Source organism: Streptomyces sp. NPDC059787 (assembly GCF_042732315.1).
Classification (GTDB): Bacteria; Actinomycetota; Actinomycetes; order Streptomycetales; family Streptomycetaceae; genus Streptomyces; species Streptomyces atrovirens.
Genome location: NZ_JBHWHX010000004.1, coordinates 216,265 through 232,104, shown reverse-complemented (window position 1 = coordinate 232,104; position 15,840 = coordinate 216,265). Strand labels below are relative to the sequence as shown.

Sequence of the window (15,840 nt, the reverse complement as noted above, 5' to 3'; positions counted from 1 at the left end):
AGGGCAGACCAGACGTTGAAGAGGGTGAAAGGATGCGCGGGACAACGAGCGCCGTGCGCGGGGGCGCGGGCGCCGGGGCGGGGTCACGGAGGCGGGAAAGAAAGAAGGGACGCCGGGGCGTCCCTTGCAGTTCTGACTGCTTGGCGGTGGTGACGGGCAGGCCCGACCACTGCTGTGCTGTTCGTACAGCGGTGAAGTGAGCAGCGGTGCAGTGATCAGGTGAGCGCAGGCTCCGCCTGGTGTGCGTCAACGCTCTCCATGATCCTGTCGTGAGAAGCGGCAGCCGAAAGCGCGTCGTTCTCCGCCTGGATCCGTACGAGCTCGGATTCCAGGTCCTGGACGCGCTGCTGGAGCCGTCGCATCTCGGCGAGGAGTCGAGGGTCGGAGCCGCCGACGTAACCGAGAAGCGCCTTTGCCATGATGGATGGTCCTCCACAATGAGTGACCGACCGATGCGGTGTGGGTCGTGAGGGATTCGCACCCGCGGTGCTTGGCATGCCTGGAGTTGTGCTGCCGTTCAGCCATGCCAAACAGCTAAGGTGCGCGGGGCTTTCAGCGTCTCACCAAAAAGTTTGAGGGTCAACACGATCACGCCCCGTATTGGCGGACAACCGGGCGCGCACGGCCGACGGACGGCGGCGGCGCGAGTCTCACGGGTCCTCGGGACGTGGCGATCATCTTGACGGCCGGCGCTGCCCACGGCAAGCCCTTCTCGGCAATCACCAGGACTTTTTCGTCGGGGAGGGTTCGTCGCGCGGACCGCCCGTGGCACTCGGGGCCGCCGGAGCGGGCGGGGTCAGCGGATGGCGAAGCCCTCGTAGCCGCCGCGCGGTGTGTCCCAGATCTCGGTGACTCCGTCCACGTGTCCGGGCGTGTCGCCGGCCTGGAGCCAGTCGAGCAGTCCCTCGCAGTGTTCGCGGGCGCCCTCGGCGACCACTTGGACCCTGCCGTCGCCCAGATTGAGAGCAAAACCACTCAGGCCGCCGATCTCCAGCGCCTTGGCCCGGGTGAACCAGCGGAAACCCACACCTTGGACACGCCCGCGCACCCAGGCGACCATTCGCACATCCTCGCTCATGGCTGCAACCTAACCGGACAAAGTCACTTGGGGCACACCTGGCCCTTGCGCCATGCGGTAGCGTCCCCAGCCATGAATCTCATATGAAACTCACTCGTTCGTGTGAGTTTCGTGATCATCGGGTTTCGGGTTGGTCGCCAGCATGAGTCGACCGCAAGGACGAGGAAGGCCAGGACATGGGACGCCACCGACGCTCCGCCGCCGGCCGCGCCGCCACGGGCCGCGCCACCGGGGTCACTCACGACGATCCCTACGACGGCGGCCCGCTTCCGAGGGACGACCGGGGGGACGGCCCGCCCACGATGGGCACCGCGCCGTATCTGAACCCGCAGGCGTACGCCGAGACGTACGCCAGGAGCGAGGCCTATCTCTACGCGACGGACGGCGCCGGAACCCCCGCCGGGGGCGGCGACTTCACCCGCGGCGGCTTCCCGGACACCGACTTCTCGACGGGCCCGGACCGGACCGGCTCCACCCGGGACCGGATCGGCCACGCCCCGGACCGGATCGGCCACGCCTTCGCCGGTGACGGCCTCGCGCCCGACGACGACGCTCCCCGCCCCGACGGACACCGGCGCCGGAAGAAGAAGGCCGCGACCCCGGTCCGTACCGGCCTGCTCGGTGTCTCCGCCGCGGTGGCCCTCGGCACGGTGGCGGTGGCCACGGGCGCGGTGCCCGGTCTGGAGAACTACAGGCTCGGCGGCGACAGCACCTCCGGTGACAGCGTGCAGGCCGGGAACGCGCCGACCAACTCGCCCAGCGAGCAGGGCGGCACGTCCGGCAGCCTGGAGAATCAGAGCCGCGACGCCGGCACCCCGGCGAGCCGCGACGCGGAGCGCTCCGCCTCGCCCGAGCCGTCCGCGTCGGCCTCGACGTCGGCGGCGCCGACGAAGACCCCGGAGAAGAAGACTCCGGAGAAGAAGGAGCCCGCGGCGGCCCCCGAGAAGACCGCGGAGAAGACGCCGTCCCGCGAGGCGACGCCGGAGCCGGAGCCGGAGCCGGAAAAGAAGACGAGCGACCCGGCACCCTCGTCCGCGGAGTCCGTCGCCGGTGCCGAGGTGCTCCGGCTGGTCAACGTGGAGCGGGCCAAGGTGGGTTGCAGCCCGGTCACCGCGAGCAGCGCGCTGACCGATCTGGCCACGGCGTTCAGCGACGACATGGCCGAGCGCGGCTTCTTCGACCACACCGACCCCGACGGCGACACCCCGTGGGACAGGGCCAAGACGGCCGGCATAAGCAACCTGGGCGGCGAGAACATCGCCCGGGGCCAGGCCGACGCCGAGGCCGTGATGCAGGCCTGGATGGACAGCCCCGGCCACAAGGCGAACATACTGAACTGCGACTTCAAGACGCTGGGCGTGGGCGTCCACATGGGGTCGGGCGGCCCGTGGTGGACCCAGAACTTCGGGTACTGACTCCTGGTTAGCGCAATCCGATGGTCAGCGCTGCTCTGACGTAGGCTTGCATGCATGACGACCGTGCGGCGCCCGGAGGAGCAGGGGCTCCCCTTCAACGTGTTCGCCAAGGCGTGCCCGTCCCGCGGCACGCTGGAGCATGTGACCGGGCGCTGGGGCGCACTGACCCTCGGCGCGCTCCACGAGGGCTCGCTGCGGTTCAACGAGCTGCGCCGCCGGGTCGACGGGGTGAGCGAGAAGATGCTCTCCCAGACGCTGCACGCGCTGGAGCGCGACGGGCTGGTGCACCGCGAGGCCCAGCCCACCAACCCGCCCCGCGTGGACTACGAACTGACCCCGCTCGGCCACGAGGTCGCCCGGCGTCTGCTCTCCCTCATCCAGTGCGTCGAGGGCAGCATGGACGCGGTGCTCCGGGCGCGTGAGCGCTACGACGGGACGCGCGGCGCCCGCTGACACCTCGGGCAGAAGTAGCTGGAGCGGTTCATCCACGCCCGTCGGCGCATCGGCGTACCGCAACGGCGGCAGGGCAGACCCTCACGGCCGTACGCGTCCAGGGACCGGTCGAAGTAGCCGGACTCCCCGTTGACGTTGACGTAGAGGCTGTCGAAGCTGGTGCCGCCCACCGCGAGCGCCGCGTTCATGACGTCCCGGACGTGGCCCAGCAGGAGCAGGGTGCGCGGGCGGGTGAAGCCTGCCGTGGGGCGCTCGTAGTGGATGCGGGCCCGCCACAGCGCCTCGTCGGCGTAGATGTTGCCGACGCCGCTGATCAGTGACTGGTCGAGCAGGGCCCGCTTGACGGTGGTCCGCTTGCGGCGCAGCGCCTGGTGGAACGCCTCCTCGTCGAAGAGCGGGTCGAGGGGGTCGCGGGCGATGTGCGCGATGACGTCGGGCAGTCCGTCGGGGGTGGTGTCGTGCAGCGACAGGCCGCCGAAGGTGCGCTGGTCGACGAAGCGGAGTTCGGTGTCCAGGGCGTCGGTGAAGCGGACGCGGATGCGCAGGTGCTTCTCGTCCGGTGCCGTGTGCGGCTGCACCAGCAGCTGGCCGCTCATGCCGAGGTGGGCCAGGACCGACTGGCCGGTGTCCTCCAGGGGCAGCCACAGGTACTTGCCGCGGCGCCTGGGGACGCCGATGCGGTGTCCCTTGAGCCGGTGCGCGAAGTCGTCGGCGCCGGCGAGGTGACGGCGTACCGCGCGCGGATGCAGCACTTCGGCGTCGGCGACGGTCCGGTGGGCGACCCACCGCTCGAGTCCGCGCCGTACGACCTCGACCTCGGGCAGCTCGGGCATGGTGTCCCCTCCAAGGACCGGTGTACTGAGAGCTGTCCGGAGGGCGTCGGCGGTCGGCCTCTCCCCCGTGCGCGGGGGCCCCGTCGCGTCGAGGCCGTCCGTCCGGCTCCGGCCCGGACGGCCGGACAGGCTCTGGCGCCGCGAGCGCCCGCCTCCGGTCCGGGGGCGGGCGCTCGGGTCGCGCTGTTCTTTCAGGCGGAGGCCGACGGGGCGTCGGCGCTCTTCCCGGAGGCATCGGCTTCGGCGGTCCGGACGGCCTCCTCGGCCTCCGCCGCCGCCTTGGCGCGCTCGTCCGCCGCGGCCCGGATGGACCGCCACGCGGACTCGGCGGCCTGCTGCTCCGCCTCCTTCTTGCTGCGGCCGGTGCCGGTGCCGTACGAGACGCCTCCGACGCGGGCGGCAGCAGTGAAGGTCTTCTCGTGGTCGGGGCCGGTCTCCGTGACCAGGTACTCGGGCACGCCGAGCCCTTCGGTCGCGGTGAGCTCCTGGAGACTGGTCTTCCAGTCCAGGCCGGCACCGAGGTTCGAGGACTTCTCGATCAGCGGGTCGAACAGGCGGTGCACCAGTTCGGAGGCCGCGTCGAGTCCCTGGTCGAGATAGACGGCGCCGATCACCGCTTCCAGGGTGTCGGCGAGGATGGACGCCTTGTCCCGGCCGCCCGTGCCCTCTTCACCGCGGCCGAGCCGGATGAAGGAGCCCAGTTCGAGCCCGCGGCCCACCTCCGCCAGCGCACGCGAGTTGACCACCGCGGCCCGCAGCTTGGCCAGCTGGCCTTCGGGCAGGTCGGGGTGGGTGTTGTACAGCGTGTCCGTGACGACGAGGCCGAGCACGGAGTCCCCGAGGAACTCCAGCCGCTCGTTCGTCGGCAGGCCGCCGTTCTCGTACGCGTAGGAACGGTGGGTCAGCGCACGCACCAGAAGGGCGGACTCGAGCCGGTAGCCGAGCCGCCCTTCCAGAAGCGTGTGGGACGAGGCCTGGTGGTCCGCTGAGTTCTTCTTCGGCGTCGACACAGTGCCTCTCACCAGCCGCTCAGACCTCGAGGACCTGGCGCTTGTTGTAAGTGCCGCAAGACGGGCACGCGATGTGCTGCTGCTTGGGCTCGTGGCAGCGCTCGCACGCAACCAGGGTGGGGACCGCAGCCTTCCACTGCGACCGGCGGTGGCGCGTGTTGCTGCGCGACATCTTCCGCTTCGGAACAGCCACGGCTACTTCTCCTGCTTCTCGTCGACGCCAGGCTCGGCGCCGCTCATCTCGTCCTTCTCGCCGTCTCCGAGTGAACCGGCGAGTCCCTGCAAAGCCGCCCAACGGATGTCGACGGCATCGTGGTGGTGGTCCGGGTCGTCAGCGAGCCGTGCTCCGCACTCGGAGCACAGACCCGGGCAGTCTTCCCGGCACACCGGCTGCATCGGCAGTGCGAGCACCACCGCATCACGCAGCACAGGCTCGAGGTCGAACAGGCCGTCCTCGAGAAAGAGCCTGTCCTCGTCGTCCTCGGCGTCGTCGCCCGGCTCCGCGATCACGCGGCCCCGGTCGTCGGCGTCAGGGTACGAGAACATCTCCTGGAAGTCCGCTTCGAGCTCCTGCTCCAGCGGCTCCAGACACCTTACGCACTCCCCCTCGGCCTTGGCACGGGCGGTGCCTGTGACGAGCACACCTTCCATGACCGACTCGAGCCGGAGTTCCAGCTCCACCGGGGCGCCTTCCGGCACTCCGATGACGTCCTTGATCCCGAAGTCCTGGGGAGCGTCGACCGTGCGGGTCAGGCGCTGCAGCGCACCGGGCCGCCGCCCCAGCTCGTGCGTGTCGAACACGAGGGGGTTGCGGTGGTCGAGGCGGGCGTTCAGAGCCATTCCTGCTTTCGGTCTTCGAGCTCAGAGATATCACTGCCGTGCGATGTTCCCGGGCAGCGTGGATCGCGGACGTAAGCGCGACCGAAGAGCCAGGATACTGGACCTTTCGCTCTCGGCCCAATCCGCCCCTACAGACCCCGCTCGCGCTCGTAGGCGCGCAACTGCTCGGGCGTGATCATGCTGGTGTCGAAGAGGCTGGTCTCGTCCAGGGCGTAGCCCTGCTGGGCCTGCTGCGCCTGCTGGTCGTGCCCGGCCTGCTGGGCCTGGTTCGGGTCGTACGCCTGTCCCTGCGCGTCGTAGCCCTGGTACGCGGCGTACGGGTCGGCCTGCTGGTAGCCGTAGGCGTCCTGCTGGTAGCCGTAGGCGTCCTGCCGGCCGCCGTACTGCTGCTGATAGCCGTACGCGGGCTCCGGCTGGGCGTAGGTCTGCTGCTGCGGCCCGGGCTGCTTGGCCGGGGCGGCGTCCTGCTCGGCGAGGGAGGCGAGGTCGGCGAGGTAGTCGGCGTCGCTGGAGTGCTGGACGGTCGTCGGGTCGTCGGCGAGGGCGCCGAGGTCGTCGCTGGCGATCCGGCCGTGCAGCTTCTGCCGGCCCTTCCCTACCGCCTCCAGGGTCTTGGCGAGGACCGCCTCGAAGGCGCCGAGCTTGACGTCGACGTACTCGTCGGCGCTGCGGCGCAGGGTCTCCGGGTCGTGGCTGCGTTCGGGGGCGTCCTCGTCCTCGTAGCCCTGCTCGTCGAGGCCGGGTCCGGTGCCGAGCAGCTTCTCGCGGCCGCGGCCGACCGAACCGAGCGTCTTGGTGAGGACGACCTCGAAGTTGGCCAGCTTGGAGTCGACGTAGTCGTCGGCCTCCGCGCGGACCTCCTCGGCCTCCTTGCGGGCCTCCTCGAGGATCCGGTCGGCCTCGGACTGGGAACGGCGGGCGATCTCCGTGTCGGAGATCAGGGAACCGCGCTGGGCGTGCGCGCCCTCGATGATCCGCTCGGCCTCCTGGCGGGCCTGCTCGACCATCTGCTCCCGGCCGCCGATCAGTTCCTCGGCCTGCGCGAGGGAGTCGGGCAGCGCCGCGCGCACCTCTTCGAGCATCGAGAGCAGTTCGGCGCGGTTGACCACGCACGAGGCCGACATGGGCATCGACCGGGCACTGGAGACCGCGGCGACGATCTCATCGAGCTTCTTCTGCACGTCCACCGTGTGCTCGCCACTCTCTACAGCTGTGTTGGAGACGGACGGGACGACTGTACGGCCATGGGGCGTCCGGTGGACACCGGGCGGCCGGTGCGGACGGTCAGTCCTGGCCCAGGCGTTCAGTGAGGGCCGTCAGGACCTCCGGCGGCACCAGGTGGGCGACGTCGCCGCCCCAGGCCGCGACCTCCTTGACGAGCGAGGAGGACAGGAAGCTGTAGGTGGGGTTGGTGGGGACGAAGAGGGTCTCCACTCCCGAGAGGCCGTTGTTCATCTGGGCCATCTGCAGCTCGTAGTCGAAGTCGCTGACCGCGCGCAGGCCCTTGACGATGGCGGGGATGTCGCGCTGCTTGCAGAAGTCGACGAGCAGGCCGTGGAAGGCCTCGACACGGACGTTGCCGTACTCGGCGGTGACCCGGCGGATCAGGTCGATCCGCTCCTCGATCTCGAACAGGCCCTTCTTGGACTGGTTGATCATCACCGCGACGTAGACCTCGTCGTACAGCCGGGAGGCCCGGGCGATGATGTCGAGGTGTCCATTGGTGATCGGGTCGAACGACCCGGGGCATACGGCGCGGCGCACTTGTGATCCCTCGCTCTCCGGTCCGGTCATCGTGCGTCTTCGCACGTAGAGGCGGCGCGACCGTACCAAAACGTTCCCTCGCCGTAGCGACGGGCCCGGATCGCCTCGAAGCCGGGCGGCCAGGCGAATTCCCCGCCTCGGGTGCTGCGCTCCACGGTGACGAGGGCTTCTTCGGCGAGCCAGCCCCCCGAACGGAGTGTGAGCAGGATCTCGCGGAGATCGTCGTCCGAGACCGCGTAGGGCGGGTCGAGGAAGACGATGTCGTACGGCTCTTCCGGGGGCGCGGTGCGGATGATCTGTTCCGCTTTGCCGGAGCCGACCTCGGCGCCGGGGAGTCCGAGCGACTTCACGTTCTCCCGGACCGTGCGGACGGCGCGGGCGTCGGCCTCCACGAGCAGGACGTGTCCGGCGCCGCGGGACAGCGCCTCCAGACCGACGGCGCCGGAGCCGGCGTACAGGTCCAGGACGCGTTCGCCGTCCAACGGGCCGCCGAGCAGGGACTGCCAGGTGGAGAAGAGGCCTTCGCGCGCGCGGTCGGAGGTGGGACGGGTTCGGTTTCCCTGCGGGACGGCTAGGAGGCGTCCGCCGGCTTTGCCGGCGATCACGCGGGTCATCTGGGGTCCTTGGTCGTGGGGTGTGTTCTGTTCAGTCTGGCAGGCGGGGGTGGGGGACGCCTCGCGTGGTGAGCGGCTGCGGGTTCGTCGTGGCCACTCGCGCCCACGCGGCGGAGCCGCATGTCGATACAGCCCCGCGCCCCTGAACGGCGCCGCCGCTCAGCCTTTCTCCAAGTACTGTTCCCTCTCCTCGTCCAAGAGGGCGTCCAGGGCCGTTCGCAGGGCGGGGAGCCCGGTCAGTTCCGGGTCGGCGGCGACCACCGCTGCCGCTTCCTCCCTCGCCTCGGTGATGATCTCCTCGTCGTCGATGACGGCGAGCATGCGCAGGCTGGAGCGGGTGCCGGACTGGGCCTGGCCCAGGACGTCGCCCTCGCGGCGCTGCTCCAGGTCGATGCGGGAGAGTTCGAAGCCGTCGAGGGTGGCGGCGACGGCGTTCAGCCGCTGCCGGGCCGCGCTCGCCTCGGGCATCTCGGTGACCAGCAGGCACAGGCCCGGGGCCGAGCCGCGGCCGACCCGGCCGCGCAACTGGTGGAGCTGGGAGACGCCGAAGCGGTCGGCGTCCATGATCACCATCGCGGTGGCGTTGGGGACGTTGACCCCGACCTCGATGACGGTGGTGGCGACCAGGACGTCGGCCTCACCGGCGGCGAAGCGGCGCATGACGGCGTCCTTGTCGTCGGGCTGCATACGCCCGTGCAGGACCTCGACCCTGAGCCCCTGCAGCGGCCCTCTCGCGAGCTGCTCCGCGATGTCGAGGACGGCGAGCGGGGGCCGCTTCTCCGCCTCGTCCTCGGGGGACTTCTTCTTGCCGGCCTTCTTCGGGTCGTCCTCCTCGTCACCGATGCGCGGGCAGACCACGTACGCCTGGTGGCCGTTCGCGACCTCCTCGCGGACCCGGTCCCAGGCGCGGGCGAGGAAGTGCGGCTTGTCGGCGGCCGGTACGACATGGCTGGCGATGGGCGAGCGGCCGGCCGGGAGCTGGTCCAGGACGGAGGTCTCCAGGTCACCGAAGACCGTCATCGCGACCGTGCGCGGGATGGGGGTGGCGGTCATGACGAGCAGGTGCGGGGGCTGTTTGCCCTTGCCGCGCAGGGCGTCGCGCTGCTCCACGCCGAAGCGGTGCTGTTCGTCGACCACGACCAGGCCCAGGTCGTGGAACTTCACCTTGTCCTCGATCAGCGCGTGCGTGCCGATGACGACGCCGGCCTCGCCGGTGGCGAGGTCGAGCAGCGCGTGGCGCCGCGCCGCCGCTCCCATGGACCCGGTGAGCAGCACCACCTTGGTGGCGGCCTCCGCTCCCCCGAGCATCCCTCCCTCGGCCAGCTCCCCCATCATCTCGGTGACCGACCGGTGGTGCTGCTGGGCGAGCACTTCGGTGGGCGCGAGCATCGCCGCCTGTCCGCCCGCGTCGACGACGGCGAGCATGGCGCGCAGGGCGACCATCGTCTTGCCCGAACCGACCTCGCCCTGGAGCAGGCGGTGCATGGGGTGTTCGGTGGCGAGGTCGGTGAAGATCTCGGCGGAGACCTTCTGCTGGCCCTCGGTGAGGGTGAAGGGGAGGCGGTCGTCGAAGGCGCTGAGGAGGCCGTCCGGCTTGGGGCGGCGGGCCACGGCGGGAAGTTGCGCGTCGGCGTGGCGGCGGCGGGCGAGGGCGACCTGGAGGACGAAGGCCTCGTCCCATTTGAGGCGGGCGCGGGCGTCCTCGATGTCGGCCTTGGTGTGCGGGCGGTGGATCTTCAGCAGGGCCTCGGGGAGGGCGGCCAGTCCGCGGCCCGCGCGGAGGGACTCCGGGAGCGGGTCGACGGCCTCCTGGGCGCTGGGGAGGACCGTCTGGAGCGCCTTGCCGATCTTCCAGGACTCCAGCTTGGCGGTGGCGGGGTAGATCGGAATGAGGGCGCCGGCCCAGGTCTCGACCGTCTCCTCGGCATCACCACGCAGCAACTCGTATGCGGGATGGGCGAGTTGGAGGCGGCGGTTGAAGACGGAGACCTTGCCGGCGAACATCGCGCGGGTGCCCGGCAGGAGTTCCTTGTGCGGTTTGTGGACCCCGGCGCCGAAGAAGACCAGTTGCAGCCGGCCGCTGCCGTCCGTGATGGTCACCTCCAGGCGCTGGCCCTTGCCGCGCGGGGCCTTGGCGGAGGCGAAGGTGTGCAGGCGGGCGTCGGCGACCTGGGCGACCACCGTGACGTGCTCGTCCATGGGGAGGTCGGCGAGGTGGGTGAGCTGGCCGCGCTCCTCGTATCTGCGCGGGTAGTGGTGCAGGAGGTCGCCTACGGTGTGCAGGCCGAGGTGCTCGGCCATCACCTTCGCGGTGGCGGGGCCGAGCACCTTCTTCAGTGGTTCTTCCAGTGCGGGCACGGCATCCATTGGACACCACACCACTGACAACGGGTGTCACTCCACCCCGATGAGCAGCAGGGCGCCCTGCCTGCCGCCGTGGTACACCACCGTGTCGACGGCGAGGTAGCCCTCGCGGACACGGGTCTCCAGGTGGGCGGCGACGGATCCGGGTGCGTCGTCGCCGAGGACCAGGGTGACCAGTTCGCCACCGGCCGCGAGCATGCGGTCGAGGACGGCCTCGGCGGTGGCCGTGAGGTCCTGCCCGATCACGGCCACGTCCCCGTCGACCAGACCGAGGACGTCCCCGGCCTGGCAGATGCCCGCCATGGTCCAGGACTGACGCTCGGCGACGGTGACCTCGGCGTAGCGGGTCGCGCCCGCCGCCGACGTCATCGACACCACGTCCTCGTCGAAGCGGCGCTCCGGCTCGTGCACCGCGAGCGCCGCGATGCCCTGGACCGCGGAGCGGGTCGGGATGAGGGCCACCCGGACGCCCTCCGCCCGGACCTGCTCGGCCGCAGCGGCGGCGGTGTGGCGCAGGTCGGCGTCGTTGGGCAGCAGCACCACCTCCCGTGCGTGCGCGCGCCGTACGGCCTGGACGAGTTCGCCGCTCGCGGGCGGCTCCCCGGGGCGGGCGAGCACGGTGGTCGCGCCCGCCCCGGCGTACAGATCCGCCAGGCCCTCGCCGGGCACCACCGCCACGACGGCCCGCTGAGCGCGTTCCCCGGGCGCCGTCGCCGTCGGCTCGGCCCCGGTGGTGTGGACGTCCCCCGCGCCGAAGTGGGTGATCCGGATCCGGTACGGCCGTCCGGCCTCGACCCCGGCCTCCACGGCGGCGCCCGCGTCGTCGACGTGCACATGGACGTTCCACAGTCCGTCCCCGCCGACCACCACGAGTGAGTCGCCCAGCGCGTCGAGCCGGTCGCGCAGCCGCGCGACGGCCGCGTCCCCGGCCTCCAGGAGATAGATCACCTCGAAGGCCGGACCGCCGGCCCCCGGCGCTGCCCCGGCGTCGGCGCGCTCACCGGGTTCGGCGGCGCCCCTGGGGAGATCTCCACGTGCCGCCGCACACGTGTGACGCCGCTCCCCGTCCCCCGGGTCCGCCGCGCCCCCGGCGGGCGGCTCGGCCACATGCTCCACGCGCGCGTGCAGCCCGGGACCGGTGGTGCGTACGGAGCCGCTCCACGGTCCCCCCACCGCGGGCATCGCTCGCGGCGCCTCTCCCGTGAACGTCTCCACCAGTGCCGCGAGCACCTCCACCAGGCCCCTGCCGCCCGCGTCGACCACTCCGGCGCGCTGGAGGACGGCCAGCCGGGCCGGAGTCTCTGCGAGTGCCGCGCGGGCTCCCTCGTGGGCCGCCCGCGCCACCGCCCCGCAGTCGCCCTCCGCCCGGCCGGCCGCGTCGGCGGCGGCCGAGGCGACGGTGAGGACCGTGCCCTCGACGGGATGCGCGACCGCCTGCCGCGCGGAGTCGGCCGCGTGCCGCAGCGCGGTCCGCAGCCCCTGCCCGTCGGCATGGGTCGGGGCCTCGTCACCGGCCAGCACCTGGGCCATGCCGCGCAGCAGCTGCGCCAGGATCGTCCCGGAGTTGCCGCGGGCGCCGATCAGCGCCCCGTGCGCCATCGCCCGTACGGCGTCGGCCAGTGCCGGCCGCCGGTCCCCGCCGGCCTCGTGCCCCTCGAACACCGCTTCCACCGCCGCGGTCGCCGACTCGACGGTCAAATAGAGATTCGTCCCGGTGTCCCCGTCCGCCACCGGGTAGACGTTGATCGCGTCGATCTCCTCACGGGCCCGTCCCAGCGCCTCGAGCGCGAGACCGCACCAGGAGCGCACCGCGAGAGCATCGAAGAATGTCTGCGGCACCTGCGCCACCTGCGCCTCCTTGAGCTGCCGACCGTGGCAGGCAGCGTAGACCGTGGGACGCCGCCCGCCGGAAGAGGGCCGGAGGCGGGCCTCTGAGCTGCCGTGGTAGTTTCGTTCTACGGGAGCAGCCGTTGTATGCTGCTCCGGTTGCCCGATCTGATCGGGCCTCTCACCTGGCACCGCCACTCAGATTCCACAGGGCTCCTGGAGCTCGGAATCTCGATCCCGGCATGCCGGGATCAACCGTAAGTGCATCTGAAGTCTTTGGAGTGACCCGTGGCTGCCAACTGCGACGTCTGCGGCAAGGGGCCGGGCTTCGGCAACAACATCTCGCACTCGCACCGCCGTACGCCTCGTCGCTGGAACCCGAACATCCAGCGCGTACGTACCGTGGTCGGCGGGACGCCGAAGCGCGTGAACGCCTGCACCTCGTGCATCAAGGCCGGCAAGGTCTCGCGCTGACGCTTTCGCTGAGCGCGCGGCCATAGTCGGTTTCGCCGCAACAGCCGGTCCACCTTGGGGTGGGCCGGCTTCTTGCTGTGGGTCGGCGCGTTCGCGAGATGCCCCGGCGTGGGTGTGGGCCGGGGGTGGGGTTGCGCGGCCCGGCGCTTGCGGAGTGCCGTCGCGCCCACCCGTGCCGCCCTGCGGCACGATTGCCCGCGGGAACGGCAGGGGTGACTGCCCACGGGAACGGCGGGGCGTCACCCGCGGGAACGGCGGCACGACTGCCCGCGGGAACGGCGGGGGTGACTGCCCGCGGGAACGGCAGGGGTGACTGCCCGCGGGAACAGCGGGGCAGTCACCCGCGGGAACAGCGGGGCGGTCACCCGCGGGAACGGCGGCACGATTGCCCGCGGGAACAGCGGGGCGGTCACCCGCGGGAACGACAGGGGGGCTGGTCGCGTCAGCGGGGTGGGGTCAGGTTCCAGGCGTGGTTCACCGGGCCTATGCCTGTGCCCAGGGCGAAGCCGGAGGATATTGCTCCGGTGACGTAGGACTTGGCTGTCCTCACCGCCTCCGGTACCGGGTGGCCCTTCGCCAGTTCCGAGGCGATCGCCGAGGCGAGGGTGCAGCCCGTGCCGTGGGTGTGGCGGTTGTCGTGCCTCGGGGCGCGCAGCCAGTGTTCCCCGGACCCGTCGGTGAGCAGGTCCACGGCGTCGCCGGACAGATGGCCGCCCTTGATCACCACCCAGCGCGGCCCGAACTCCAGCACCGCCCGAGCCGCCCGGCGCAGATCGCCCTCCGCCTCGACCCGTACGCCGGTGAGCTGCGCCACCTCGTCCAGGTTCGGGGTGGCGACCGTCGCCACCGGCAGCAGTCTCGTCCGTACGGAGTCCAGCGCGGAGGCGGCGAGCAGCGGGTCCCCGTGCTTGGAGACCCCCACCGGGTCGACGACCGCCGGCGCGTCCGTGCCGGCGATCAAGTCGGCCACCGTCTCGACGAGTTCGGCGGAGGACAGCATGCCGGTCTTGACCGCCTGCACCCCGATGTCGTCGACGACGCTGCGGTACTGGGCCCGCACCGCCTCCACGGGCAGCTCCCAGGCGCCCTGCACGCCCAGGGAGTTCTGCGCGGTCACCGCGGTGAGCACGCTCATGCCGTGCACGCCGAGCGCGAGCATCGTCTTCAGGTCCGCCTGGATGCCGGCACCGCCACCGGAGTCGGAGCCGGCCACGGTGAGAACCCTGGGAGGCGCGCTCATGACTCGATGTCCCCGAAGTGGTCCCAGCCGCCCTGGGTCGTCCAGGGCGCCCCGTCGACCGTCACCTGGGGCAGCGCCGACGGGTTGAGCACCTCGCCGATCACCTTCCAGCGGGCGGGCAGCTTCACGTCCGGCGGGAAGGTCGCCACGATCGCGTGGTCCTCTCCCCCGGTCAGCACCCACTGCATGGGGTCGACGCCGACGGCCTGGCCGATGTCGTTCATCTGCGAGGGGATGTCGATCGCGCCGGAGCGGATGTCGATGCGGACCTTGCTGGCCTCGGCGATGTGCCCGAGGTCGGCGATCAGCCCGTCGCTCACGTCGCACATCGCGGTGGCGCCGAGACCGGCGGCGGCCGGTCCCGCGTGGTACGGCGGTTCGGGGCGCCGGTGTGCCTCGACGAAGGCGCGCGGCGAGCGGAAACCGCGGGAGAGCACCGCGTGCCCGGCCGCGGACCAGCCCAGCCAGCCGGTCACCGCGACGAGGTCGCCGGGCTGCGCTCCGCCCCGGGTGACGGGTTCCTGGTTGCGCAGATCGCCGAGCGCGGTGATCGACACCATGATCGTGTCGCCGCGTACGACATCGCCGCCGACGACCGCGGCACCGGCCACCTGGCACTCGTCGCGCAGGCCGTCCATCAGCTCGCTGGGCCAGGTCACCGGCAGTTCCGCGGGGACGACGAGGCCGAGCAGCAGCGCGGTCGGCACGGCGCCCATGGCGGCGATGTCGGCGAGGTTCTGCGCGGCGGCCTTGCGGCCGACGTCGTAGGCCGTGGACCAGTCGCGGCGGAAGTGCCGGCCCTCCAGCAGGATGTCGGTGCTGGCCACGACCCTGCGGTCGGGCGCGGAGACCACCGCGGCGTCGTCGCCGGGGCCGACCCGGACCGCCGGGGTGGTGGTGAGGCGGGAGGTGAGCTCCCTGATGAGCCCGAACTCGCCGAGCTCACCAACAGTGCCCTTCATTTCCCTTTCGACCCTTCTATCCCTGTCCGTGCCCGGTCGCGAGGCGTTCGAGTCCTCGCTACGGTCGAAGTGACCGTCAACTTCTCTCGTGTCTGTACCCCGGCGCGCAAGGCCCGGTTCCCGCAGGTCTCCCCGCGAGGAGCGGCGACGCGATACCGTGGCGTTCCTTTTCCCCACATGATCCTCGTGGCCGCCCTGGAGGTTCCGTGGTACAGGCGTACATCCTGATCCAGACGGAGGTCGGCAAGGCGTCGACCGTCGCCGAGCTGATCGGCAAGATCCCTGGAGTCATCCAGGCCGAGGACGTGACCGGACCGTACGACGTGATCGTGCGCGCCCAGGCCGACACCGTCGACGACCTGGGCCGCATGGTGGTCGCCAAAGTCCAGCAAGTGGACGGCATCACCCGTACCCTGACCTGCCCGGTCGTCCATCTGTAGCCCCCGTCTACCCTGTGCCGGTGAACTCCTTCCGTCACCGGCACACCGTCCTGCCCGCGCTCGCGGTGCTGATCACCGCCGCGGGCTGCTCCTCGGCAGACGACAGCGCGTCCGCGGCGGTTCCCAGCCCGGACGCGAAGGTCACCAAGCTGTGCCAGAACCTGGACGAGGCCCTGCCGGCGAAGGTGGACGGTGAGAGTCGCGACGATCCCGAACCCGCGTCCGAACTGACCGCGGGCTGGGGCGGCGTGGCGATCATACTGCGGTGCGGTGTCGAGCGACCGCCGAAGATGGCCGACCCCAAGGTGGCCAACGGGAACGACGCCGACGCGGTGCCGGGCGGAGTGAACGGCGTCGACTGGCTCATGGAGACGCAGGACGAGGACGTGCGGCGCTTCACCACCGCCAACCGCGAGGCGTATGTCGAGGTGAAGGTGGTCGACGGACGGGACAGCACGGGCGTACTGATCGATCTCGCCCCGGCCCTGAAGAAGGCGATCCCCGAGGGGATCGCCTTCTGAAGCGT

At 71.4% G+C, this 15,840-nt stretch carries 18 protein-coding genes; 5 read left to right on the top strand and 13 right to left on the bottom strand.

What is annotated here, in order from left to right; translation table 11 throughout:
* Positions 1–215 precede the first annotated feature (215 nt).
* Positions 216–419, bottom strand: coding sequence for a hypothetical protein (locus tag ACFV5H_RS05955; RefSeq protein ID WP_073936471.1), 204 nt, complete (start codon positions 417–419; stop codon positions 216–218).
* A gap of 377 nt (positions 420–796) precedes the next feature.
* Positions 797–1,078, bottom strand: coding sequence for an acylphosphatase (locus ACFV5H_RS05950; protein ID WP_073936470.1), 282 nt, complete (start codon positions 1,076–1,078; stop codon positions 797–799).
* Between the two features lie 176 nt (positions 1,079–1,254).
* On the opposite strand from ACFV5H_RS05950, the gene ACFV5H_RS05945 reads away from it, so the two are divergent.
* The gene (locus tag ACFV5H_RS05945) at positions 1,255–2,493 is read left to right on the top strand and encodes a CAP domain-containing protein (RefSeq protein WP_385193069.1); all 1,239 of its coding nucleotides are present in this window, start codon (positions 1,255–1,257) and stop codon (positions 2,491–2,493) included.
* Positions 2,494–2,547: 54 nt separating this feature from the next.
* Entirely contained in the window at positions 2,548–2,946 is a 399-nt protein-coding gene (locus tag ACFV5H_RS05940; protein WP_385193067.1) for a winged helix-turn-helix transcriptional regulator, read from the top strand.
* On the opposite strand, the gene mutM is transcribed toward ACFV5H_RS05940, so the two are convergent.
* The 9 genes from mutM to ACFV5H_RS05895 all read right to left on the bottom strand — a co-directional run bounded on the left by mutM (position 2,919) and on the right by ACFV5H_RS05895 (position 12,219).
* Positions 2,919–3,779, bottom strand: coding sequence for a bifunctional DNA-formamidopyrimidine glycosylase/DNA-(apurinic or apyrimidinic site) lyase (gene mutM, locus ACFV5H_RS05935; protein ID WP_385058200.1), 861 nt, complete (start codon positions 3,777–3,779; stop codon positions 2,919–2,921). The genes ACFV5H_RS05940 and mutM overlap by 28 nt on opposite strands.
* Positions 3,780–3,970: 191 nt before the next feature.
* Positions 3,971–4,789, bottom strand: a complete 819-nt coding sequence (gene rnc / locus ACFV5H_RS05930; protein ID WP_385058213.1) for a ribonuclease III — start codon at positions 4,787–4,789, stop codon at positions 3,971–3,973.
* A gap of 19 nt (positions 4,790–4,808) precedes the next feature.
* Positions 4,809–4,982 (bottom strand): 50S ribosomal protein L32, encoded by a 174-nt coding sequence (gene rpmF / locus ACFV5H_RS05925; protein WP_003951102.1) that lies wholly within the window; start codon positions 4,980–4,982, stop codon positions 4,809–4,811.
* A 2-nt stretch (positions 4,983–4,984) separates the two neighbouring features.
* The gene (locus tag ACFV5H_RS05920; protein WP_385058198.1) at positions 4,985–5,629 is read right to left on the bottom strand and encodes a YceD family protein; all 645 of its coding nucleotides are present in this window, start codon (positions 5,627–5,629) and stop codon (positions 4,985–4,987) included.
* Positions 5,630–5,757: 128 nt separating this feature from the next.
* Complete coding sequence (locus ACFV5H_RS05915) at positions 5,758–6,816, bottom strand: cell division initiation protein (RefSeq protein ID WP_385193065.1); 1,059 nt, start codon at positions 6,814–6,816, stop codon at positions 5,758–5,760.
* Positions 6,817–6,913: 97 nt separating this feature from the next.
* A complete protein-coding gene (coaD, locus tag ACFV5H_RS05910; protein ID WP_385058211.1) occupies positions 6,914–7,393 on the bottom strand; it encodes a pantetheine-phosphate adenylyltransferase in 480 nt (159 codons plus the stop codon).
* A gap of 26 nt (positions 7,394–7,419) precedes the next feature.
* A complete protein-coding gene (gene rsmD, locus ACFV5H_RS05905; RefSeq protein ID WP_385058209.1) occupies positions 7,420–8,139 on the bottom strand; it encodes a 16S rRNA (guanine(966)-N(2))-methyltransferase RsmD in 720 nt (239 codons plus the stop codon).
* A gap of 27 nt (positions 8,140–8,166) precedes the next feature.
* The gene (gene recG / locus ACFV5H_RS05900) at positions 8,167–10,374 is read right to left on the bottom strand and encodes an ATP-dependent DNA helicase RecG (RefSeq protein ID WP_385193062.1); all 2,208 of its coding nucleotides are present in this window, start codon (positions 10,372–10,374) and stop codon (positions 8,167–8,169) included.
* 27 nt (positions 10,375–10,401) lie between these two features.
* Positions 10,402–12,219, bottom strand: coding sequence for a DAK2 domain-containing protein (locus tag ACFV5H_RS05895; protein WP_385058193.1), 1,818 nt, complete (start codon positions 12,217–12,219; stop codon positions 10,402–10,404).
* Between the two features lie 267 nt (positions 12,220–12,486).
* On the opposite strand from ACFV5H_RS05895, the gene rpmB reads away from it, so the two are divergent.
* On the top strand, positions 12,487–12,672 hold the full coding sequence (rpmB, locus tag ACFV5H_RS05890) for a 50S ribosomal protein L28 (protein WP_004924906.1): 186 nt from the start codon (positions 12,487–12,489) through the stop codon (positions 12,670–12,672).
* Positions 12,673–13,114: 442 nt separating this feature from the next.
* Here the strand turns inward: rpmB and thiD are convergent, their stop codons facing one another.
* Positions 13,115–13,912 carry a bifunctional hydroxymethylpyrimidine kinase/phosphomethylpyrimidine kinase gene (gene thiD, locus ACFV5H_RS05885; protein ID WP_385193060.1) on the bottom strand — a complete coding sequence of 266 codons (798 nt, stop codon included), beginning with the start codon at positions 13,910–13,912 and terminating at the stop codon, positions 13,115–13,117.
* Complete coding sequence (locus ACFV5H_RS05880) at positions 13,909–14,874, bottom strand: thiamine-phosphate kinase (RefSeq protein WP_030866190.1); 966 nt, start codon at positions 14,872–14,874, stop codon at positions 13,909–13,911. The genes thiD and ACFV5H_RS05880 overlap by 4 nt, the downstream gene beginning before the upstream one ends.
* Before the next feature lie 206 nt (positions 14,875–15,080).
* Here ACFV5H_RS05880 and ACFV5H_RS05875 point away from each other — a divergent pair, with 206 nt between their 5' ends.
* Positions 15,081–15,314 (top strand): Lrp/AsnC family transcriptional regulator, encoded by a 234-nt coding sequence (locus ACFV5H_RS05875; protein WP_037933238.1) that lies wholly within the window; start codon positions 15,081–15,083, stop codon positions 15,312–15,314.
* A 20-nt stretch (positions 15,315–15,334) separates the two neighbouring features.
* Complete coding sequence (locus tag ACFV5H_RS05870; protein ID WP_385058646.1) at positions 15,335–15,835, top strand: DUF3515 domain-containing protein; 501 nt, start codon at positions 15,335–15,337, stop codon at positions 15,833–15,835.
* The last annotated feature ends 5 nt before the right edge of the window (positions 15,836–15,840 follow it).